This is a genomic window from Xanthobacter autotrophicus ATCC 700552 (assembly GCF_043194565.1).
Lineage (GTDB): Bacteria > Pseudomonadota > Alphaproteobacteria > Rhizobiales > Xanthobacteraceae > Xanthobacter > Xanthobacter autotrophicus_F.
Genome location: NZ_JBAFVS010000023.1, coordinates 60,659 through 81,449, shown reverse-complemented (window position 1 = coordinate 81,449; position 20,791 = coordinate 60,659). Strand labels below are relative to the sequence as shown.

The 20,791-nt window shown below is 62.2% G+C and carries 24 protein-coding genes and 1 pseudogene; 16 read left to right on the top strand and 9 right to left on the bottom strand.

Annotation, left to right across the window (positions count from 1 at the left end):
• The 6 genes from V5F48_RS19930 to V5F48_RS19905 form a co-directional block, all read right to left on the bottom strand.
• Positions 1 to 995: replication initiator protein A (locus tag V5F48_RS19930; protein WP_394260113.1), on the bottom strand; the 995-nt coding region annotated here is incomplete at its 3' end.
• On the bottom strand, positions 996 to 1,265 hold the full coding sequence (locus V5F48_RS19925; protein WP_156629778.1) for a helix-turn-helix transcriptional regulator: 270 nt from the start codon (positions 1,263 to 1,265) through the stop codon (positions 996 to 998).
• A gap of 155 nt (positions 1,266 to 1,420) precedes the next feature.
• Complete coding sequence (locus V5F48_RS19920; RefSeq protein WP_394260112.1) at positions 1,421 to 1,912, bottom strand: DUF2285 domain-containing protein; 492 nt, start codon at positions 1,910 to 1,912, stop codon at positions 1,421 to 1,423.
• Between the two features lie 46 nt (positions 1,913 to 1,958).
• The gene (locus tag V5F48_RS19915) at positions 1,959 to 2,213 is read right to left on the bottom strand and encodes a transcriptional regulator domain-containing protein (protein WP_394260111.1); all 255 of its coding nucleotides are present in this window, start codon (positions 2,211 to 2,213) and stop codon (positions 1,959 to 1,961) included.
• 307 nt (positions 2,214 to 2,520) lie between these two features.
• Positions 2,521 to 3,363: a DUF932 domain-containing protein gene (locus tag V5F48_RS19910; RefSeq protein ID WP_394260110.1), complete on the bottom strand. Its 843-nt coding sequence runs from the start codon at positions 3,361 to 3,363 to the stop codon at positions 2,521 to 2,523.
• Positions 3,364 to 3,752: 389 nt separating this feature from the next.
• Positions 3,753 to 4,076, bottom strand: a complete 324-nt coding sequence (locus tag V5F48_RS19905; RefSeq protein ID WP_394260116.1) for a DUF736 domain-containing protein — start codon at positions 4,074 to 4,076, stop codon at positions 3,753 to 3,755.
• Positions 4,077 to 4,701: 625 nt separating this feature from the next.
• On the opposite strand from V5F48_RS19905, the gene V5F48_RS19900 reads away from it, so the two are divergent.
• The 4 genes from V5F48_RS19900 to V5F48_RS19885 all read left to right on the top strand — a co-directional run bounded on the left by V5F48_RS19900 (position 4,702) and on the right by V5F48_RS19885 (position 7,308).
• Positions 4,702 to 5,097 (top strand): hypothetical protein, encoded by a 396-nt coding sequence (locus V5F48_RS19900; RefSeq protein ID WP_394260109.1) that lies wholly within the window; start codon positions 4,702 to 4,704, stop codon positions 5,095 to 5,097.
• On the top strand, positions 5,033 to 5,575 hold the full coding sequence (locus V5F48_RS19895) for an AAA family ATPase (RefSeq protein WP_394260108.1): 543 nt from the start codon (positions 5,033 to 5,035) through the stop codon (positions 5,573 to 5,575). The genes V5F48_RS19900 and V5F48_RS19895 overlap by 65 nt, the downstream gene beginning before the upstream one ends.
• Before the next feature lie 233 nt (positions 5,576 to 5,808).
• Positions 5,809 to 6,336, top strand: a complete 528-nt coding sequence (locus tag V5F48_RS19890) for a TetR/AcrR family transcriptional regulator (RefSeq protein ID WP_394260107.1) — start codon at positions 5,809 to 5,811, stop codon at positions 6,334 to 6,336.
• Positions 6,337 to 6,372: 36 nt separating this feature from the next.
• Positions 6,373 to 7,308 (top strand): SDR family NAD(P)-dependent oxidoreductase, encoded by a 936-nt coding sequence (locus V5F48_RS19885; protein ID WP_394260106.1) that lies wholly within the window; start codon positions 6,373 to 6,375, stop codon positions 7,306 to 7,308.
• Between the two features lie 389 nt (positions 7,309 to 7,697).
• Here the strand turns inward: V5F48_RS19885 and V5F48_RS19880 are convergent, their stop codons facing one another.
• A complete protein-coding gene (locus tag V5F48_RS19880) occupies positions 7,698 to 7,880 on the bottom strand; it encodes a hypothetical protein (RefSeq protein ID WP_394260117.1) in 183 nt (60 codons plus the stop codon).
• Between the two features lie 144 nt (positions 7,881 to 8,024).
• Positions 8,025 to 10,073, bottom strand: a complete 2,049-nt coding sequence (locus V5F48_RS19875; RefSeq protein WP_394260105.1) for a ParB/RepB/Spo0J family partition protein — start codon at positions 10,071 to 10,073, stop codon at positions 8,025 to 8,027.
• Positions 10,074 to 10,654: 581 nt separating this feature from the next.
• Between V5F48_RS19875 and V5F48_RS19870 the strand changes: the two genes are divergently transcribed.
• The 6 genes and pseudogenes from V5F48_RS19870 (at position 10,655) to V5F48_RS19845 (ending at position 14,898) form a co-directional block, all read left to right on the top strand.
• Positions 10,655 to 11,266, top strand: coding sequence for a hypothetical protein (locus V5F48_RS19870; protein ID WP_394260104.1), 612 nt, complete (start codon positions 10,655 to 10,657; stop codon positions 11,264 to 11,266).
• A gap of 62 nt (positions 11,267 to 11,328) precedes the next feature.
• Positions 11,329 to 11,982 carry a hypothetical protein gene (locus tag V5F48_RS19865; protein ID WP_394260103.1) on the top strand — a complete coding sequence of 218 codons (654 nt, stop codon included), beginning with the start codon at positions 11,329 to 11,331 and terminating at the stop codon, positions 11,980 to 11,982.
• Positions 11,979 to 12,758, top strand: a complete 780-nt coding sequence (locus tag V5F48_RS19860; RefSeq protein WP_394260102.1) for a hypothetical protein — start codon at positions 11,979 to 11,981, stop codon at positions 12,756 to 12,758. Before V5F48_RS19865 ends, V5F48_RS19860 begins: the two co-directional genes overlap by 4 nt.
• 49 nt (positions 12,759 to 12,807) lie before the next feature.
• Positions 12,808 to 13,026: pseudogene (locus V5F48_RS19855) on the top strand (SOS response-associated peptidase family protein); the annotation flags it as partial.
• Positions 13,026 to 13,907: a competence protein CoiA gene (locus V5F48_RS19850; protein ID WP_394260101.1), complete on the top strand. Its 882-nt coding sequence runs from the start codon at positions 13,026 to 13,028 to the stop codon at positions 13,905 to 13,907. The pseudogene V5F48_RS19855 and the gene V5F48_RS19850, both read left to right, overlap by 1 nt.
• The gene (locus V5F48_RS19845; protein WP_394260100.1) at positions 13,900 to 14,898 is read left to right on the top strand and encodes a DUF2971 domain-containing protein; all 999 of its coding nucleotides are present in this window, start codon (positions 13,900 to 13,902) and stop codon (positions 14,896 to 14,898) included. Before V5F48_RS19850 ends, V5F48_RS19845 begins: the two co-directional genes overlap by 8 nt.
• Here V5F48_RS19845 and V5F48_RS19840 read toward each other — a convergent pair.
• On the bottom strand, positions 14,852 to 15,664 hold the full coding sequence (locus V5F48_RS19840) for an AbiJ-NTD4 domain-containing protein (RefSeq protein ID WP_394260099.1): 813 nt from the start codon (positions 15,662 to 15,664) through the stop codon (positions 14,852 to 14,854). The two genes, V5F48_RS19845 and V5F48_RS19840, sit on opposite strands and share 47 nt — an antisense overlap.
• Before the next feature lie 230 nt (positions 15,665 to 15,894).
• Between V5F48_RS19840 and V5F48_RS19835 the strand changes: the two genes are divergently transcribed.
• From V5F48_RS19835 to V5F48_RS19810, 6 genes are all read left to right on the top strand, one after another.
• On the top strand, positions 15,895 to 17,127 hold the full coding sequence (locus V5F48_RS19835) for a tyrosine-type recombinase/integrase (RefSeq protein ID WP_394260098.1): 1,233 nt from the start codon (positions 15,895 to 15,897) through the stop codon (positions 17,125 to 17,127).
• Positions 17,124 to 18,044, top strand: a complete 921-nt coding sequence (locus V5F48_RS19830; RefSeq protein WP_394260097.1) for a tyrosine-type recombinase/integrase — start codon at positions 17,124 to 17,126, stop codon at positions 18,042 to 18,044. The genes V5F48_RS19835 and V5F48_RS19830 overlap by 4 nt, the downstream gene beginning before the upstream one ends.
• Positions 18,041 to 19,036 carry a tyrosine-type recombinase/integrase gene (locus tag V5F48_RS19825; protein WP_394260096.1) on the top strand — a complete coding sequence of 332 codons (996 nt, stop codon included), beginning with the start codon at positions 18,041 to 18,043 and terminating at the stop codon, positions 19,034 to 19,036. Before V5F48_RS19830 ends, V5F48_RS19825 begins: the two co-directional genes overlap by 4 nt.
• Before the next feature lie 242 nt (positions 19,037 to 19,278).
• Positions 19,279 to 19,620, top strand: coding sequence for an ArsR/SmtB family transcription factor (locus tag V5F48_RS19820; protein WP_394260095.1), 342 nt, complete (start codon positions 19,279 to 19,281; stop codon positions 19,618 to 19,620).
• Entirely contained in the window at positions 19,620 to 20,135 is a 516-nt protein-coding gene (locus V5F48_RS19815) for an SRPBCC family protein (protein ID WP_394260094.1), read from the top strand. The genes V5F48_RS19820 and V5F48_RS19815 overlap by 1 nt, the downstream gene beginning before the upstream one ends.
• The gene (locus V5F48_RS19810; RefSeq protein ID WP_394260093.1) at positions 20,135 to 20,713 is read left to right on the top strand and encodes a dihydrofolate reductase family protein; all 579 of its coding nucleotides are present in this window, start codon (positions 20,135 to 20,137) and stop codon (positions 20,711 to 20,713) included. Before V5F48_RS19815 ends, V5F48_RS19810 begins: the two co-directional genes overlap by 1 nt.
• The last annotated feature ends 78 nt before the right edge of the window (positions 20,714 to 20,791 follow it).

Below are 20,791 nucleotides of genomic sequence, written 5' to 3'. Positions count from 1 at the left end.
GCAGCCGGATTCCGTGTTTCGGGCCAAAGGTTTAACTGCGGTCCGTGCGCCCGAAATCCCGATAGTCCTGCGCCCGAAGTCCCGATACCGTTTGCGCCCGAAGTCACGAGCGTTTCCACAGCCTCGTCCACAGGCACTGTGGACAAGCGGGAGGGCCTGATTTGCAGGAGTTCGCGCCGTCCCTCGCGCCAGATGTCGAGCCGGTAGCCGGGCAACGGCTGGCGGGCGACGATGCGACGGATGTCGAGGGCGAAGTCGGACGGCCGGGCCAAGCTGCCGGACTTCTCATGGAGGTGGGCGACCTCGAAGATCCAGCCATGGACCTGACGGCCGGCGTGCTTGCGGGCGACGCGGTAGAGCCAGCGTTCTATGCCGCCGGTCAGCCGGAAATAGTCCGGGTCGATGGTCAGGACCAGCGAGCGGTCGATGACGCCGCGATAGAACCAGTCGGGCAGCACGAACTCCATGCCCTCGACGCGGCCGTCATGGGTGGTCATCTCCTCCCATTCGTTGATCCAGGAGAACTGGTGCCGCCGCCAACGCTCGCCATGGCGAATGGTCGTGGCGATGACAGTTGATTGCAGGCGGGCGAAGGCGCCCTTGAGCAGCCGGTATTCGCGCGCGCCGGTGCCCCGACCGATCGCCATCAGGAGCTGGTACGGCGTGAAGCGCAGGAAGCGGGATGTCTTCAGGCCATGGTTCTCGGCCTCGACGATTTGGCTTGCCGCCCAGATCAGCACATCGGCGTCCCAGATGGTCGCCATGCCATGCTCGGGCATGGCGAAGACCTCGACGCGGACGCCGCCGGATTCGTAGAGGATCGGCGTTACCCGTTTGGCCTTGGCGAGCGAGAAGAACGGTCGCTCCATCAGGTCGCGCTGGTCGCGGGGGCTGGCGTCGCCCGTCGCGATGACGAAGGGATCGAGCTGCGCCCGCTCGCTACCGGCAAGGCGCTGCGCGCGCCGTGCGGCGTCTTGGGAGGAACCGCCGGACATTCAGCGTGCGCCCCGCTCGGCGGGCGTCAGCGGACGCGCCGGGAAAACTCGGTCGGCATCCTTGTCGGTGGTGGATTTGCGGGCGGCGACCGCCGTCCAGGCTTGCAGGTCGTCCAGCGCATAGACGACACGCCCGCCGATCTTGCGATAGGTCGGGCCGGTGCCGTAGGTGCGGTGCTTCTCCAGCGTCCGCAGTGAAATGCCGAGAAAGCGGGCCGCATCGGGCGTGCGCAGGAATCGGGGCGGCAGCCCCGTCTTCGGGTCGATCATGATTGGACCTCCGGGTCGGGTTCGGCGGCTGTCGGCGGCGACAGCGGGCTATGGCGAACCGTGGCGGAGGATCGGCGGCTTGCAGCGTGCCGGAATCAGGGGGATGCGATTCCGGCACCCCGGCGGGTGGGCTGAAGACGAGGCCACGCCGCCGTTCAGCGGCGGCGTGGCGGGCGGACCGGATAATGGAGCAGCTCGCGATAGCCGCCGCGCATGTAGAACAGGCCATCGGCGACGAGACGGCGCACCTTGTTTTTCAAGGGGCTGACTTCCCAATCGTTCTTCGATCGACCGCGAAAGCCGAGCAACGCTTCCGCGATGACGCGATAGCTGGCCCCGGCCAGCTTCGCGTCGAGCGCGCGCAGGATCAGGATATGACGCTCGCGGGTCTGGGCCGGAAGGTCGTGCCGCCGGTCGCCGGGCGGTCGTCCGGCCAGCGCCAGCCAGAACCGCAGCGCCGCCTCGGCGCGCAGCCCGAACAAAGCGTCGAGCGGCAGGACGACGACGAAGCTCGCCCGGCCATCCGGCGGCGGGTCCGCGAGCCAGAAGCGATGCTCCCCGCCCGATCCGCGCCAGAGGCCATGCCAAGCATCGCCCATCGCCGATCGTGCCGCGAGACCGGGAAGCCCCGGCAGCACGATGGGCATGGCAAAGTCGCCGGGGGGAACGCCCGATGGACGAAGCTCGAAGGCGTCAGGCTGGAGCGCGGGCGTCCAGAAGAGCGCGGCGCGATCGGCGGGCTGGTCCGGGTCCGCCGCGAAATCGCAACCCCCAGCGGTTGGCGAACGCGGTCTGCGCCTCGGTGTCGTGGCGGGATTTCCGTTTCATGCGATGGAAGTCGCGGCGGTACTCGTCGTCGCGGCGGAGATATTCCCAAGCGAAGCCGGCGGCAGGAATGCTATGGGCATGTCCGTAAGCTGCCGGCGCGCGCCAGTCAGAACTCGGCATGGCGTCACCTCTTTCTTCCCAAGCGCCGTCGGCGCCGGAAAGATGAAGTGTTCACAACTTGAGGTATATTTTGAACTTGCTGTTATCGGATATGTAGATCACGCAATCCGATCAATATTGGTGAATCATTACTTAACATCGCAGATGTGATTTGGCGAGCCGGGCGCAGCCCGGCGAGCGGCGGCCGTGTCATCGACATGGCCGCGCCGACGATCCGGCTCCACGGATCGGCGGAAAATCTGAGGATGTGCGGAACCGGAAAGACGCAAAGCCGTGCAACCGGAAACCCGGCTGCACGGCTCTACGATCATCCGCGCTTCAGGCGCTGCATTCCTTCCGCCAGCGTCCACAGCGCGCGATTCAGTCCGACATTCTGGTCGATGCCGTTGATCGCACGGGTCTGGCTGCGGCGCATCCGGCCATCGGCATTGGTGCGGCGACCGTCCAGCCCGCCGCGTATCATGTTTTCCTGAATGACGTTGAACGTGCTCCACAGGCTTTGCCCGACATCCTCGCGGCGGCGCGGCGCGATGATCTGATCGGGGCGGACGGGGCTTTCGTCCTCGCCATAGCGAGCGACAAGGCTCGCCTCGGCCAGCACGCGCTGTTCGTCCTCAGACAACCTTGTGTCCTTCATCGTCTCCGTCGCGTCGATCAGGCGCGGGAAGTCTTCCGCGACCGTATAGACGCCCTCGATAATCTGATCCTGAATGCCGCCCTTGTGGGGCACGCGGACTTCCTCGAAGCGCTCGCCCGCAATCATGCTGTTGGTGCAGACGAAGCGCAGCATCCCCGCGAACATCTGATAGGCCGACGTTCCGTCATGGCTGTTGACGATGATGACTTCCGCCGCCTCGGGCTTGCCGATGCCGTCATCCCGGCGCAGGCGCAGCATATGCTTGGCGTGGCCGTGGCGGCTCCCATCGCGCGGCACGGACTGTACGGCGAAGAACGGAAACCATCCTTCCCGGCGCAACCCTTCCACGATCTCAATGGTGGGAACGTAGACATAGCGATCCGACCGGCTGTCATGCGCCTCGCGGGCGAAGACGGACGGGACGTGGCGATAGAGGGCTTCGTTGTCGAGGGCTTCGCGCCCGCTGATCTGATGGCTGTTCCGGCCGAACCGGGTGGCGAGTTGATGATACATTTCTGTCTCCGTGGGCTTGGGTTGGAGCGCAGCGCTGCGCTGCAACCCTGGCCGTCGCCGAGACCGGGGTAGAAAGGTGCAAGGGCGGCCGGGCCGGAGGGGGATCACCCAGCCTGCACGGAACGGAGGAACGACGTGGAGGAAGGCCGGGGACACCGACCCGGACGAGCGTCAGCGATCCCTTGCACCGCGCGGGGGCAGCGCCCCTAGCCAAACCCGCCCGGCATGAGCGCCAGCGGGCGCCGGGCATCAGGATCTGATCGGGATGTGCAAAGTCGCAAACCCTGAAATCCGCACATCCTGATTGCCGTATTTCCTGACGGGCGGTGACGGCCATGACCATGACGAAGCCCCGCTCGGGCGAGCGGGGCTTCTGGAGATGTCCGGTCTCAGTCGCCGTTGCGGCGTGACCAGATGAGATTGTGGCCTTCGCTGTCCTCGCCTTCGACCAGGCTGGCGTAGATCGGTGCGGGGAAGCTCGGATCGTCCAGCTTGACGGAGAGGTATTCGCGCTGCGTCTCGCGGGCGGTCTTCTTCCAGGCCGCTCCGAATTCCGTGGCCCCTGCGAAGATACGGAAGTCGGGGCCGCGCTCGCTGTCGCCCTCGGTCGGGACGAATTTCACGGCCTTGACGTTGAGGGTCAGGGTCTTGACTGCGCCGGTGAAGCCAGCCGAGCCGTTGTCGTTCTTGGTGAAGGTGCCGATGGTCGCCATGCCGTGTTCCTTTTTCCTTCGGGCCGCGCCTATCGCGACCTCGATGGTGGTCGTGCGACCGGGGACGATCGGCCCCGCACCCGTCAGGGCTGGAACGAAGTGGAAGGCGTGCGGCGACGGCTTTTTTGCTTCGCGATGCAAAGCCGGATCGGGGTCCCCGCGCGACTTGTCGCGTGGGGTGGTCAAGGCGGCGGAAAAAAGCTGGCGACGGGCGTTGCGGGAACAAGAGCGAGGCGCAGCCGGTCTTCGGTCAGACCCAATCCATTCGAGGACGCCGTTGGTGTGGCTGACAGGGAATCCGAGGAACACGGACTGGTGGCGGTCGGCCTGCGCGCCGGACATGAGGACGGTGGCAAACCTGCTGTCGCGTCAACCTTACCCCTGACCTTCGATGGCAAGGCCCGTCCATCTTCCACGGGCGGACGCGGCTGCTTCCCGATCTTCAACTTCTTCGCCGTGCCATCATTGGCAGGCTGAAGACGATCGCCCACCGGCGCAACGTGGCCGTTCTCGCCAACTGGCGAGACAAGCTGCCGCGCACACCACCCGCGGCAAGGGTGTCGATGCTGAGAACGGAGCTAACGGGCTCATCGTCCTGCGGCAAGTGCTGTGAGCGGACATCTCGATGCCCTCGCTCACCCGAATGGGGCTTCATCAGCGGAAGGGCTACCAACCGCCGCTCTTCGCGTTAACGATTGAAGCCGAATGGCGGAAACGCGCCGTCAGCGTGGTTCCGGCGCAGCCGAAAGCGCGGCCTGAAGGGCAACGCCATCGCTATCGAAGTTGCTTACACCAGGTTAACTTGTTGGATTGCCGCCGTCTGCATACGGCACTATTTTATGTCGGCCTCGTCGAGACAACTCCGAGCGCATCTCCCGCCAGACAAACTGACAAGGCGTTCCGTGTGACTGCTCTGCACGTCGCCAATCGCCAAATCATCAAGAGAGGAATCTACATTGGACGAGAACTTCGTTTTGATCTCCGGCTGCTCGGGGGGCGGAAAATCAACTCTTCTGAATGAGCTTCGTGTTCGGGGACACCATGTTGTCGAAGAGCCCGGCCGCCGCATCGTAAGGGAGGAGCTGGCGGGCGACCAAAGGGCGCTCCCATGGGTCGATCCGGCAGCTTTTGCACGCCGAGCGATCGAGGTGACGCTGGCTGATAGACAGGCGGCACGAGCGCTCTCGGGCTGGGTGTTTTTCGACCGTGGGCTGATCGACGCGGCATCGGCTCTAGGTGCTGTGACGGGCGACGCCATGGTGGAAACACTTTGCGCGGCGCATCGGTATCATCGGCGTGTTTTCATGGCCCCGCCGTGGCCCGAGATTTACGCAACGGATGGCGAGCGCCAACACGGATTCGAGTCGAGCCTCACAGAATACCAACGATTGGCGACGGTCATACCGGCCTTCGGATACGAAACCGTCACCTTGCCGAAAAGCTCGGTATCTGCTCGCGCCGATTTCGTCCTGGCGTCTCTTTTGACCGGCCCTATGTAGGCCGCCGGTTCATAGGCGAAGCGCGCCGCTTCGACACCGAGCATGAAGGGCAGCGCCGTATAGCCTTGCAAGGCGCAAGGCCCGCTCCCCGTCCGCGGCGCCGATGAACGCGCAGCATTCCCCGTCTCTCGGCGTCAGATATTGACCGACCAGTCGCTCTTCTATAGATATGGGCGACTTATCCAGGTGAGAGAATGGCGAGGCCACGGAGCGACGAGAAGCGACAAGCAATCATGGCGGCGGCGATCAAGGTCATCGCCGCGCAGGGGCTCAGTGCGCCCACGGCGATGATCGGGAAAGAGGCCGGTGTCTCGAACGGGGCATTGTTCACGTATTTCGAAACCAAAGCCGACTTGCTGAACCAACTGTATATCGAGCTGAAGACCGATATGGCGGTCGCGACCCTGGCTGACCTTCCCGTTCATGCCGATGCCCGTGTGCAGATGCGTCATATTTGGAATGGATGGGTAGGGTGGGCAACAGCGCATCCGCAGGAACGGCGCGTTCTTGCCTATTTGAACGTCTCGAACGATGTCACACCCGAGAGTCACGAAGCAGCAAGTCGGTCGCAGGCCGACATCGCTTTACTGTTGGAGCGGATTCGTGCGGGCGGACCGATGCGCGACGCTCCACTGATGTTCGTGGCCTCGCTGATGACGAGTGTCGCAGAAGCGACGATCGATTTCATGACGCGCGATCCGGCGAACGCGGCCAGCCATACCGCCGCAGGCTTCGAAGCGCTCTGGCGCGTCGTCGCCTGATTTTTTGTGATCTTTGAAAGAGCGACTGGACAGACAATGAGCGATGCGAAGAACTCAGGTATTCAAAACGCGGCACCCACGCGAGCCTATATCATTACCGGACCAACATCCGGCATCGGGCGTGCAGCCGCCTTCGAGCTGGCAAATCATGGGACAGTTATCCTCGTCGGGCGCGATCAGGGGAGACTCAACGAAGTTGAGCAGGCGCTCGAACGCGATGGCAAGCGTGCCGTCTCTGTCGTGGGTGACCTGTCCGACATGGCGAGCGTGCGGCGGGCAGCAGCCGACATCGTCGCCATGAACCTCCCGATCGCTGGCCTCCTCAACAATGCCGGCGTCATGCAGACGCGCCCGACGACAACCGCAAGCGGGTGGGACACGACGTTCGCGACCAACCATCTCGGACCGTTTGCCTTTACGGACGCGCTTGTGCCGCATCTTCCCGATGGGGCAGGCGTCCTCTTCCTGTGCTCGGCCATCGAGAACCCCGAACACAAGCCGGCCAAGGTCATGGGAATGCGCGGGGGTCGCTTCATCTCGGTCGAAGCGAGCGCCCGTGGCGAGTGGATGCCAGGTGGCAGCAAGATGCCGGGCATGGATGCCTATGCCACGTCGAAACAATGCATCCTTGCCTCTGCACTCGCCTTTGCCAGGGATACGCCAAGGCTGCGGTTCAACGCCGTCGAGCCGGGGATCAACCCAAGCACCGGATTGGGCGGCGCGAATGCTTTCATGCGTCTCCTGTTCGGACAGATCATCACGCGGTTCCCGCCTTTCCGCCATTACAGAAGCACGCCGGAACAGGCGGCGCGTGTCATTGCCCGTATCCTGACAAGCCAATCCGTCGAAACGGGGATGTATTTCGACCATAAGGGAATAGCGATGCACGGATCTTCTCTCGCGCACGATCCGAAGTTCCAGGATCGCATCGTCGATGAGACGCGGGCCTTTCTCGACGCCGTGCGGGCGTGACTCGCGCGCCAGCGCTCCGCGTTGGCGAACTGCATCTAAATAGTATTCCAGCGCGCGCTTCGCCGAAGCTGTCGCGTTCAAGACGCCGCCAATGGACGCGACGAGGCGTGGCAGGCTGTTGCTCCCAAGGCCGCTGCCCTTCATTTCGATAGCTGAAGAACGCAGCACGGCGGCTGGCAGAGTGATTTCAGCGCCGTTTATCGAGCCAATCTGCACGAAACGTAGCAGCCGTAGAACGCGCCCATGTCGAACGAGAAGTCGACGAAGAAATCCCCGGCTTCGTTCTTCGCGTGAAGGATGCGCGACAGTTCCGCCAGCTTAACTGAAATAGCGGCCCCACTGATCGCGTGCGGCGTTAGAGTGCCATAGCGTAGACGTAGTGCTCATCTTCATCGGGCGTAGCCCGCCACGGCGGCAGGCGCGGCGAAGACCAGCGCCACAATCAGGCGCAGCACCGGCGAGCGCAACGACGCGAAGGCGAACATGAAGGGCAGCGCATAGACGGCAAGCGTATAAGCCAGGACGCACAGTCCCGCGACCAGCGCCACGCTCATCAACATCACGGCGATCATGACGGTTCTCCATAGGGCCGATGACGGTGGCCGTCATCGGACAGTCGAGGTCAGCCGGTCGCGCGGTGAACACCGCGCGACCGGAATTTCGGGGTGTCGGGCGGGAGAAAGGCCGGGACCGCTGGTGCGATCCCGGCCCGGTCCTCACTCGGCGGCGATCTGGAAGGCGTCACCGTCCTGTTGCGGCTCGGCCAGCCACGCGGGCCGCGCCGTCCTCATGACTGCGGGAAGCCAGCCGGTTCCGGCCAGAAGCTGCTCGGCAGCGTCCGCCATATCCGTCTTCTTCAAGCCCGCGATCCGCTCCGCCGCCGCGTCGCTAACGGCCTCGCGCACGGCGGCGAGGATATGCGCCTTGGTCACGCGACCGAGATAGGCGCTCACCGTGGGCGTCCAGTGCGCCGTCATTTCGAGCGCCACCGCCGTCGCCAGTCTGTCCGCCGCCGCATGGGCATGGGGCTTGCGCTCCCAAGGCTGCTTGACCGCATTGACGGTGAGCGAGGCGCAATGGGCGAACAGCGCCATGACGCTGGCATGGTCCAGACCGGCAATGAGGCCCCACAGATCGCCCACGTCGCGCGGCATGTCCGCCGCCCATCCGGCATGACGATCCGCCAGCGCCTTGCCCGCCGCCGTGTCCTCGATGCCGTCCGCATGGGAAGCAAGGAAGCTGCTGGTCGGGCGGATTTCGAGGCAGGCGGCGTCCACCCCGCGATAGAAGGTCTGCGCCGCCAGCGCATGGGTGACGGCGATCAGCGCCATGTCCGGCTGCTCGCCCAGCGCGAGGCGAAGGCCCAGCGTCCGGTGCGAGGTCAGGTCACGGATGAGAAGGTCCGACAGCGGCTTACCCGCATCCCCTGTGTCTTCCTCTTCGGTCTCGAGCGCGGAAACGGCGTTGCCGTCCTCGTCCCGGTTGCCGTCCTCGATGATCTCGCCGTCACCGTTGATGCGAACGCCATCCACGACGCAACCGCCTTCACCGTCTGCACCGTCTTCGGTTTCAGGCTTTTCATCCTCGGCCCGAATGAAGCCACGCTCGATGCGGGCTTCCCCGTCATGGGAGAGGATGACGAACACGCCACCACGCGCGATCTCGTCGGCATCGTAGGCGTGACGTAAGGCGTCGATGCGCTCGATCTCTGCCTCAAGCTCTCCGAACCGCTGAACCACATCATCGGGCAGTTCCTCGGCGCTGTCATACTGCTCGGTCAGCGCGTCGTATTCGCCCTGCGCGGCGACATAGGCCGCCTCGTCGTCCTCCGACAGCGCCACCGGATGCGGATAGGTACGGCGCAGGCCGTTGCCGTGCGGATAGTCGATATGGACAGCGGTCCATTTCCAGCCTTCCGTCTGCACCTCGGCCGCGATCTTCTCCAGTTTTTCGATGACAAGCCGGTCCAGCAATGCGGCATCCTCATAGAAGCCGCCGCGATCCTCGGTGAACAGGTCGCGCAGGATCAAGCCACCTGCTTCCGTATAGGCCTCCGCGCCGACGAAGATCGCCCGCCGATCCGTCGCCGCGATGTGCATCCGGGTCAGGTTGCGGCGAATTGTCGAGGCGTCTTTGTTCCACGACAGGTTCTCGAACACCTGCTCCTGCCGGGCCGGATCGTCCACGATGGCGAAGGCCATCAACTGCTCCAACGTCAAATCCCCATCGCGGTAGACCTGCATCAGCTTGGGGCTGACCGCACCGAGGCGCATCCGCTGGCGCACGACATGCGCCGTCACGCCGAACCGGGCGGCGATTTCCTCCGCGCCCCAGCCGCGCGTTTCGGCAAGCTCGCGGAAGCGCTCGAACTGGTCGGCGGGCGAGAGGTCTTCGCGGGTGACGTTCTCGTCCAGACTGATTTCGCTGGCGTCGTTCACGGTGTCGATGACGCAGCGGATCGGCTCGGTCTTCTTGATCTGCTTGCGCTTCACGCGCAGCAACTGCGCCACCCTGCGGCCTTCACCGATACTGACGAGATAGAAGCCGGTCGCGGCTCCCTCGGCGTCAAGCTCCGGCTCCACCACTAGGTTTTGCAGGATGCCCTTGGCGTGAATGCTCGCCGCCTTCGCTTCGATAGACGCCTCGCTGTGCGGCGTCTTGCGGGCGTTACCCGGATGCTTCTTGAGCTTGTTGAGCGGGATGAACACCTCCGTGCCGGTCACGGCGGCGGGGAGGGCGGTCGTCTCGATGGCAGTGGTCGTCATGGTCTTTGCTCCTAATGGGCTTGGGTTTCCGCGCAGCGGGAGCGCCGCGCTGAAACCCTGCCCGTCGGCGAGACCGGGGGGTGCAAGGGCCAGGGCGGCCGGGGTGGGGGGGGATCACCCGGCCTGCACAAGCGGATTTGCGTAATTACGGATGTGTTGAAATCGTATCCGCGCGGAAGGTTGGGGAGACCACCCCGGCCGGCGCGGCTTGCCGCGCTTCACCCTTGCCCGCGCCAGGGGGCAGCGCCCCCAAGCAACCTGGCCGGCGTGAGCGCCAGCGGGAGCCGGGCATCAGATTGGATCAGGGTGCGAGGCCTTCGAGACCGAAACACACGAGCCCTGATCGCCGTGTCGTCTTGGGGTGTTGCGGGGCCTCCCGCAGAAAGGGTCGGCCGAGACGCAAGGCTCGGGCGCAGGGGAAGGCTTTCCCCTCCTGGTGGTCCCAAGATTTCGGATGTTCTGCACGAAGAAAGAGGCGGACGAACGGGGCCTCAATCTGCTACCAGTAGCTTGAGCCATTCCGCAATGAAGGACGATTACTCTCGGCCCATCAGCTACTCTAACGGCCGGGGAGGATTGTCATGGATTTCGAGGATCTCGTTACCGCGCTGTCGCCGCCGCCAAACCGGGTCGGTAAATCCGACGGCGAGCACGAACACCATCTCTACGAAGGCGCGGTCATGGTCGCCTATGCCATTCACCTGTTGCGGACGCAGGATACCCAACATGTCCGTGTTCACCCCGATGGAGAGCACGGCAAGCAGTTCGACTTCGCGGCCTGGCTGCTTCGACGCGACTTTATCAAGATCTCCAGCGTCGGCACCACCAGCTATGGCGGCACGTACCGGAACGCCGCGGGCCAGGAGATCACCGTTAACCCAAAGTCGGGACTGGGTGATGTGGTCGCAGAGGTCGGCAACCACGTCATCTCGGCCGAATGCAAGGGCGGGATCATCAACACGAGGCATTCGGGCCAGGTGTCCCGGCTCTACAAGGGTTTGTGCGAGACGGTCGGCATGCTGATGGCGACCCCGTCGCCAGGGCGTCAGATAGCTGTCGTGCCTTTCACGGAAGGCACCTTGCGTCTGGCCGAACGATTGGCGCCGCGTTGCGCTTTGGCCGGCATCGAGATCGCCTTGGTAGGGAGCCGCGGCGAAGTCAGGGATGTGCGGCCTGCGCCGGCTGCGGGTTGAGATTGTAGGGCAAAGTCGCCGATCGACGCGACAGAACGAACTGAGGGCAACAGGGGCGAAAATTGCAAATCAAGGATCAGTTGCCGCGCATCTTCCAGGCCAACCTTGCGAGACTGTTTGAGCGGGTGATCCAGCCCGCAATGGAGGCGCTGCCGGTCCATTCGTCGCTCGAATGCGGCGAGGCGGCGACGATGGACCAATTTCTCGATCGCGCTGCGGCCCAGGTCGACAACTACACCGCCAATGAGGCGGCGAAGGCGTTCACGCTGACCCTCGCTGCCATCTTCGAGCGTCAATTGAGTATTTGGGCACGAGCTGTCCATCTCGATGACGCGACAGACATGCCAAAGTCGCGTGGTTTCCAAGATTTCCTGGCGCTCTGCGCCGAGCGCGCAGGGATAGGCGTCGGACAGGGCGAGTTGGGAGCTGATCTGACCGAGATGTTCATGGTCGCCAACGTCGTTCGTCATGGCGAAGGTTCGTCGTGCGAAAAGCTGAAGACTATCGCACCGGCGCTATGGGACGATGCCGCCAACGACTATCATGATCTCTTGGCGGGGCCGCCGATTCCGAGCGAACACCTCAGAATCCGGACGGGCGACCTCGTGCGCTACATCCGGGCAACAACGCGTTTCTGGGGCTTGGCCGATCCTTTGCCGATGGCGGTGATCGATCCGCCATATCGGGTCGAGCCAAAGGGCGGGGAAATCACATGACGGACGCCGACGAATTTGACGATGAGCGGGACGATCAGCCCCGCTATCGCGATATCGCTGAGATCAGCACGGGTGACCTCTACGAAGCGCTGACGAGCTTGGCCGGCTTCGCCGAGAACCCTTACCTAGCCATGCAGGCGAGCCAGCTTTGCCTCGTCGATAATACGCTGAACGCGCTGGAGCAGGAGGTCATGCGCCATCAGTTCGATGACGAGCCTCCGCGTGGGAAGATCGCGTTGCTGGGCGCGCTCTCGCCCATGTGGATCTACGCCGCCTACGAGCTGCTGCGGACGTGGCGTCAGCGCTGCGAAGACGTCATCAAGCTCGCCGAGAATTCAGGAATCGATCTCAAGGCTGCACATCTCGAACGAGACCTCGGATATCGCCACTACGATCGCGAGCTGCGCGCGCAGCAATTGCGTGATGCCCAGGAGCGGCCCGAACTTGTTGAGCAGATGCGCCGCGACCTACGGCGGACGGAGATGGGCTTCACCACGCTCGAATTCATCCGAGTCGCGCTCGCCAAGCACGAGGTGAGCAAGAAGGGAAACAAGAAGCCCATCGCGTTCGCGCCGGGTCTTGCCCGTCCCAACCGCTGGTGCGGCTCGATGGAGTATGAGCTGAGCAATGGTGGCGCGATCATCAGCTACGTCACGCGTCGCGACATTGCCGAGACTATTCGGTTCATCCCCGATGCGGAAAATCCAAGCGATGACGATCTGGCGGGTTTCCGAGCTTATATGAACCCGCCCGATGTCGAGCCGCCGGCGACGTGATGGGATCATGAGCGACCAACCACCACCAGAACGACCGAAGTCCAATGCCTTCGACATCGCCGCCATTCGGCGCGAGACCAAAAACGTCGGCGAAGCCTTCACCATGCTGACCATGGCTTCGAGGCCTGACATCGCGCCGTGTCACGATCGCCAGTTCGTCGTCCTGGAGCGCGACATTTGGGCAGGCTGGCTCGATCCCTCTATTTCGGCGCAATCGCTGATCCGGCCGCAACCGGAAGGGTCGTTTCTGGTCGAGGAGGTCGGATAATGCAGCTCGCACTGGTCGGCGCTGAGCGGCTGGAAGCGTTCCCCGGCGGACGCGGACTTTGCCCGACCTGCGGAGCGGCGATGATCGCGAAGTGCGGGCCGCGTATCCTCCATCACTGGGCGCACGCCGGCCGGAAGAAGTGCGACCCATGGTGGGAAAACGAAACCGAATGGCATCGGGCATGGAAAAATCTGTTTCCCGAGGCATGCCGCGAAATTTCCCACACCGCGCCGGACGGTGAAATTCACCGCGCGGACATCAAGACCCCGACCGGCATCGTGATCGAGATCCAGCACTCGGCGATGACGGACGCCGAGCGCCAGTCGCGGGAGGTCTTCTACGGCAACCTTGTATGGGTGATCGACGGCCGCGGCTTTCGCGACAATTTTGATATCTACCACCTGCTGCCCGATCCTAGGTCGGAGATCGCACAGGACATCGTCTGGTCGAAGGCGACGCGGCCGATGCGAGGCGCGGCCGGTGGCTTGTTTTTCCGTCTGTCAGAAACACAGCTCGACTATCCCGATCGGACGATAACGAAAGCCACGCTAACCTTCGGGCGCATCTACAGCCTTCAGGATATCCAGACCGAAGTCGAGCAAGCCTATCGCGGCCATCATCAGTATGACTGGGTGCGCCCCCGCCGGACATGGCTGGATGCCGCGTGTCCCGTCTACATCGACTTCGGCAACGAGTTTCTGCTGAAGCTCGAGATTTACGATGACTCGAAGCTGCCGTGCGTCCGGTACGTGGCGAAACGGAAGTTTCTGCACGACGCGATGGTGGAAACCGACGCACGCGCGATCGCGACGCGATTTTATCCGCTGCGGACGGAGTCGGAACTCGATCGGGGAAGAGTGGGGAGCGAAGGAAATGGTTGAGGGCAAGCGGCCGAGGCGGCTCTACAAATATCGCGGCTTCAGCAATCTGACGCTGACCATGCTGGTCGAGGACGTCGTCTATTTCGCCGACCCGACGACCTTTAATGACCCCTTGGACACGAAGCCCACGCTCCACACCGATCTCGGCGGCGATGCGTTGGAGGGCATTCTTTCTCGGCTCATCGAGCAGCGCACGACCGCAGAGATGTCAGCTGCTGCGAAGACGATCAGGTATCGCGGACCGAAGACCATCGACCATATCGCTCGGCAGAGCCGAAAGAAGGCCGAGCAACTGCTTGCCGACATTCGCTACAACGCGACGAACCCCGATTATGAGATCGATGATCCCGCTCAGTTCCTGCTCGGCCAGTATGTGCAGGAGGAGCTGTTGCGGCGGTACGATAAGGGCGTCTTCTCGCTGGCCGAGCGTGCGAACTGTCCGCTCATGTGGAGCCACTATGGCGACCAGCATCGAGGGCTCTGCCTCGGTTATTCCGTCCCGGATACTGCGATCGGCGACGTCCACAAGATCCGATACGGCGGAAGTCGCTTGGTCGAGGCGAGCGCGGTATCCGCCATGCTCGACGGCGACGACGCGGCGCGACGCAAGGTGGACGATGGCGTTCTGCTCAAGAAGGCCAGGCCGTGGGGTTACGAGCGCGAGTGGCGGCTGATCGGACCGCGCGGCGAGCAGAACTCACCACTGGAGCTTGAAGAGGTGGTGTTCGGCATGCGCTGCGCCGCGTCGGTGAAATACGCTATCATCAAGGCGTTAGAGAAGCGGGATCGCACCGTGCAGTTCTTCGAGATCCGCGAACAGTCTGACAGCTTCCTGCTGCAGAAGCGCGTCCTGGATATTGATGAACTGTTCGCTTACTTCCCACGCCGAAACCGATCGTTTGACGGTATCTTTGACGATCTTACCGACCGTGCGGCGGAGACGATCAGCCCGATTGTGACCGCGCCCGATGCCGGAGCAGATAGACACTGACCGCCGAGGCCACTGTCACGACGAGTTCGGCTTCTGCAAACTGCGGCGTCCTCCCTTCTTCAAGGTGACGGCCTTGCTGCGAGGCGAACCCCCACATCCGGTGCAACGCGCCATCCAGCGGCGGAGGCAAGGGAAGTCGGTTTATGATGCTGCCAAGTGTGTCTGTGCTGCCGTCGACCTCGCGAGCGACGCATTCGAGGGCAGCCATCGCGTGCTGGATGGCCCCGGTCACATCCGCCTCTGGCCGTCGCGAGATATCGCGCAGGGCTTCATGGACCTCGTTGGCGGCGGTTGGTGTGCCAGCCGCGCGCATCGTCTCGACGGCATCATGCGTTGCGAGGGCGAAGGCCTCTGAGCCGCGCACCATGATTTTGCCGTCCTCCATCTGCCAGCCGATCCCGTTCTCGCGGAAGAGCTGGTTCAGGCGAGCCGCAAAGTCGTCTTGTCGTGTTCCCGTATAGTCGTGACGCCCGATCTCGGCATGGATGCGCTCGGCAAGGTCATAGATCTTGTACCAAGATGCATCGTTGATGAGGTCGTCGACCTCACGGGCGACATTCTCAGGCCCCCAATTGTTGGGGTCGGGCCGCTTGAGCAGGACGGCGCAAGTCAACTCGCGCATAGCCTTGCCGCTCAGCTCTGCGCCATAGGCCAATTGCGTGATGCCAACGCGAACGACTTCGGGCGCACCCTCGCGGACGGTTATTGCAGCATCCGGCGCACTGTATCCGAAGCGTTCTGAAAAGGATGATCCGGGGCTCGTCATCAGTAGTACATAGCACAAAGCGCTATATCTGGTATCCGATCACCTAACGCCGCTTACCTGAAATCTCGCGTCTTCACCTTGATCGTATCGAGATGGAGGTCGGGCATTTATCCCGAGCCGGATACTATGCCGAGCCCGTTCCCCAAAGCCCGAGATTTCCGGTAAACTAAGCTGAATGGCTCGGCATAGTAGCTTGTCTCCGCAACTTCAACTTAGCGGAGACGACATAAATGACCGTACCTTCTTTCGCGGGGATGCATTGCTGGAAGCTGATCGAGGATTGGCCGCATCGGCAAAGTGTGGATTCCGTGGTCCTATATATGATCGACAAGGGCTACACTCAGCAGTCCATCATTCGATCCGTCCGGCTTGTTGGCGCTTTCATCAAGTTCCAGATCGATCATCACAAGGCAGAGCCTGGAAGGATCGAGCCTGCCGACTTCGGGCGTTTCATCGCCAGACGAGCGGCCGACGGCAAACTTCAGAATGGCAATCGAGCGACGCTGCGACGGCTGCAGGTCGAGCTGGTCGCTGCTGGTGCCCTATGCCCAATGATTGAGCCAGTCCACCAGGCTGAGGCCGTCTTGACGCTTTACGGCGCGGAACTCCGTCGAAGAGGCTATTCCAAGCAATCGATTTCCGGACATATTTGGTGTGCCCGTCGCTTTCTTCTGGGTGTCTGGGACGATTATTCAGGTATTTCCGGGCTCACCCACATCGAAGTGCGGGCCTATCTGACCAAAAGCTTCGCGGGCTGCTCAAGCAACAGCCTCGGAACCTGGTTCGGGCATATCAGGGTTTTGCTTCGCTTCTTGCACACTTCAGGACACATCGAACAAAACCTATCTCCAGCAGTGCCGAGCCCGAGGAACCTTCGTTTCTCGACGTTGCCTTCTTATATGAGCGTCGCGCAACTCGAAGCCGTTTTGAAGAACTGCGATCTTTCCACTGTATCTGGACGCAGAGACCATGCCGTTCTCCTGCTATTATCGAGGCTTGGCTTGCGTGCAAGCGAGGTGGCCCTTTTGTCGCTCGATGACATCGATTGGCAGTCAGGGCTCCTTCGGGTTCACGGCAAGGGCGGCAGGGTTGCGACCATGCCTTTACCGAGTGATGTCGGAACGGCAATCGCGGATTACGTCCTGAACGGGCGGCCGATATCCGGGTCTCGGACGATATTTCATAGGGTCGTAACCCCGTGCACGCCGTTCGCGACGGCGACGCCGGTCATTCTGATCGCTCGCAGGTCCCTAAAGCGGGCGGGGGTTACGGGCACCAGGTCTCACCATGCCCATATCTTCCGGCACACCTTTGCAACGGTTGCCGTTAGGTCGGGCGTGGGCATGACCGAACTTGCTCAGCTCCTTCGCCACAAGGACCCTAGCACCACACGGATATATGCCAAGTTCGATCTGGAGCGCCTTCGATCTCTTTCACGGCCATGGGTAGGAGAAGTCCTATGATGGAGATGGCCGAAGCCCTTGAACAATACCTGACCCTGCGACGCTCGCTTGGGTTTAAGCTCCAGAGCCAGGAAAGCCGACTTCGCAATTTCGTGCGATATGCGGCAGCTCATGGGGAGCAGCGGATCACCGCAAAGATTGCCGTCGATTGGGCAAGCCACCAGTGTGGACCTGCGACGTGGTCATCGCGCCTGTCGACCGTCAGATCATTTGCCCGCCATGTTCAGGTGGTCGACCCCCTGACAGAGATACCGCCCTCTCAAATCTTTCCCCCACAACGAAGGCCTCGCCCATTCGTCTATTCTGACGAACAGATAGCTGATCTGATGAAGTCAATGATCGACCTTCATCCCGGAAGCTTCCGAGGGCCGACCTATCACTATTTCTTCGGCTTGCTGGCATCGACCGGGCTGCGGTTCTCCGAGGCGGCACGGTTGTTCCGGGCGGACGCCGATCTGGAAACGGGGACATTGACGATCCGTGCGACGAAGTTCGGGAAGACACGTATTGTCCCGTTGCACCCGAGCACGACGTTAGCGCTTCGGCGATATGCGTTGATCCGAGACGAACAGCCGATCAGACAGGCGAGCGACTACTTTTTCGTCGGAGATCGCGGGAAAGCTCTGATCCATGCTAACCCGCACTTCTCTTTCATCCTATGGACGCGTCGGGCGGGCCTGCGACAAGCGGACGAGCGTAGCGGCCCCCGTATACATGACCTTCGGCACACCTTCGCCGTTCGGACATTGCTCACCTGGTATCAGGCGGGCGAAGACATCGACCGACGCTTGCCAGAGCTATCGACTTATCTCGGGCACAATCATTCCGACGCGACCTACTGGTATCTGAGCGCCCATCCCGATCTCCTGGATGAAGCAAAGCGTCGACTGGAAGCCAAGTGGGAGGCCGTCCAATGACAAATCCTCTCCCAAGGCTGATCGAACGCTTTTTTACCCAGCGTCTTGCCCGCCAACGTAATGTCAGCCCACACACAATCGCCTCCTATCGGGATACATTCAAACTCTTCCTGAAGTTCGCCCATCGTCGAACCGGCAGGTATCCGTCCGATCTGCAATTGGATGACTTCGATGCGGAGCTGGTGGTAGCGTTCCTCGACGAGTTGGACCTGGAGCGCCATGCCAGTCCGGCAACCTTCAACCTTCGGCTGACGGCAATCCGGTGCTTCTTCCGCTTCCTGGCGTTCGAGGAGCCTGCCTATAGCGGCCAATTCCAGCGCGTCCTCGCGATACCAGGCAAAATCGGAGCGAAGCGCGAGGTCCAGTTTCTCACGAGGACAGAGATCGACGCAATTCTCGCCGCCCCAGACCGGAAGACCTGGCTCGGTCGCAGAGACCACCTCCTGCTGCTGACCGCCGTGCAAACAGGAATGCGCCTGTCCGAGCTGGTCGGGCTTGACCGGGCTGCGATCACGGTCGGGACAGCGGGATATATCCGTTGCTTTGGGAAGGGTCGTAAGGAGCGATGCACCCCAATCACCAAAGTCCTGAATGCCGCACTCACAAGGTGGTTGGAAGAGCCGCCCATCGCAAATGGAATGATCATGTTTCCGACCATTCACGGTGGCCGGATGAGCCCGGATGCAGTCCAATACCTTTTGGCGAAGTATGTACTGGCTGCGTCGAAGACCTGCACCTCGCTTCGCGCAAAGAGAATATCGCCCCATGTTCTTCGACACAGTGCGGCGATGGCACTGCTCGATGCGGGCGTCGACAGCACGGTTATCTCCTTGTGGCTCGGGCATGAATCCACCAAGTCGACACAGCCATATCTACACGCGCATCTGGGTATCAAGGAGGCCGCGCTCGCGAAGATCGAGCCTTTCCATGATTGTTCACCAGGTCGGTTCAGGGCCGGAGACGACCTGATCTCCTTCCTGGAGAAACTTTGACCTCTATTGGCCAGCAACATCGCGGCGACGGCCGCGATGTCAGTGAACCCGCAGGCACGCTTCAGAGGCTGGAGGACGTAGGATGTGACTGATCTTCAGGACACCGCTGCAGCATCGATGGCAAGAATGCGCCAGAAGCGGACCCCAAGGCCTGGACACCAACATGATCGTCCCAAGGCCTAAGCCAGGCTGGCCTGCGGTTCATACAGCTTGACACCTGATATGCATAGGCATACATATGCATGATGATGCAACAAAGCGTGTTCCAGATATTGGCCGACCCATCGCGGTTTCGTATCGTCGAGGCGCTGGTAGGCGGCGAACAGGCCGTAGGTGACCTTGTTCGTGCCGTGGATATCGACCAGTCCGGCGTTTCGCGACACCTGCGGATACTGGGGGAGGCTGGTTTCGTCACGATGAGGCCTGATGGAGCGCGGCGCCTCTATTCGCTTCGACCCGAGCCGTTCCAGGTGATCGACGACTGGGTTCGGCGTTATGGCAAGCTTTGGGAGGGTCGGCTTGATCGCTTCGACGCCGCCCTGGCGCGACGGCAGGGCTTGCCGCAACCTGGGGGGAAGAAGTGATGGCGCAAGTCAGCGAGCCGGCCCTGGATACGATCAGGTTCGATCGGGTCTACGACGCGCCGATCGAGGACGTGTGGGCACTTTGGACCACCAAGGAAGGACTCGAGGAGTGGTTCGCACCCGAAGGAATGCGCTTCGAGGTGTCGACCCTAGAGCTGCGGGCTGGGGGTGCCTTTGATCACGTGATGACCGCGGTGGGTGCCGAGCAGGTCGCGTATCTGGCGAGCCTCGATAGGCCGCTGTCGGTACGGGTAAGCGGTCGGTTTCTGGAGATTGAGCGCCACCGTAAGCTGCACATTCGCTTCGACATGGACTTCGTCCCGGGCGTCGAGCCGTATCCTTACAACATGATGGTCGAGCTCCACGCCGAGGCCGGGCAAGTTCGGATGGTCCTGACGGCCGATCGTCACCCGGATCCCGAAATGACACGCGGCGCAATTATCGGATTCACTAGCCAGCTGCAACGCTTCGACTGGGCCGTCGCGGCCCTATCGACAAAGGAGCAACAACCGTAATGCGACCTCTTCTTTATTCCATCAACGTGACGCTCGACGGGTGTGTCCACCACAACGCTATCCCTTCGGACGAGGCACTGCAGCAAGACCAGTTGCGTGCAACACATCGTCACGCCACCGAAAGCCTTGGCCGTGCCGATGCCCTGCTCTTTGGTCGCGTCACCTACCGAATGATGGAAGGGGCGTGGCGTCTGGCGACGCGGATTTCGACGCCGCCTGACTGGACAGAGCCTTTTGCCCGTACCATCGACGCGATGAAGAAGTACGTTGTTTCGAGCACGCTCTACCGGGTCGAGTGGAACTCGGAGTTGGTGCGTGGAGACCTGGGCGAGGCCGTTCTGGCGCTCAAGCAGCAACCGGGCAAGGCGCTGCTCACGGGCGGCGTGCAACTCCCATTGGCACTGGCGGAGCTGGGCCTGATCGATGAGTACGAATTCGTGGTGCAGCCTAGAATTGCCGGTCATGGACCCACCTTGTTCGCCGGGCTCTCCAAGTATGTCGAATTGAAGCTCGTCGACCGGAAGGAGCTCAGCTCAGGCGCTGTGGCGCTGCGGTACGAGCCGAGACAGGGGGCGTGAGCCCGCAACCTAAAATCAGGCATCGACGTCAGCGACCGAATGTCGGCTTAGGGCCGAATCCTGCCTTTCAGTGCGAGA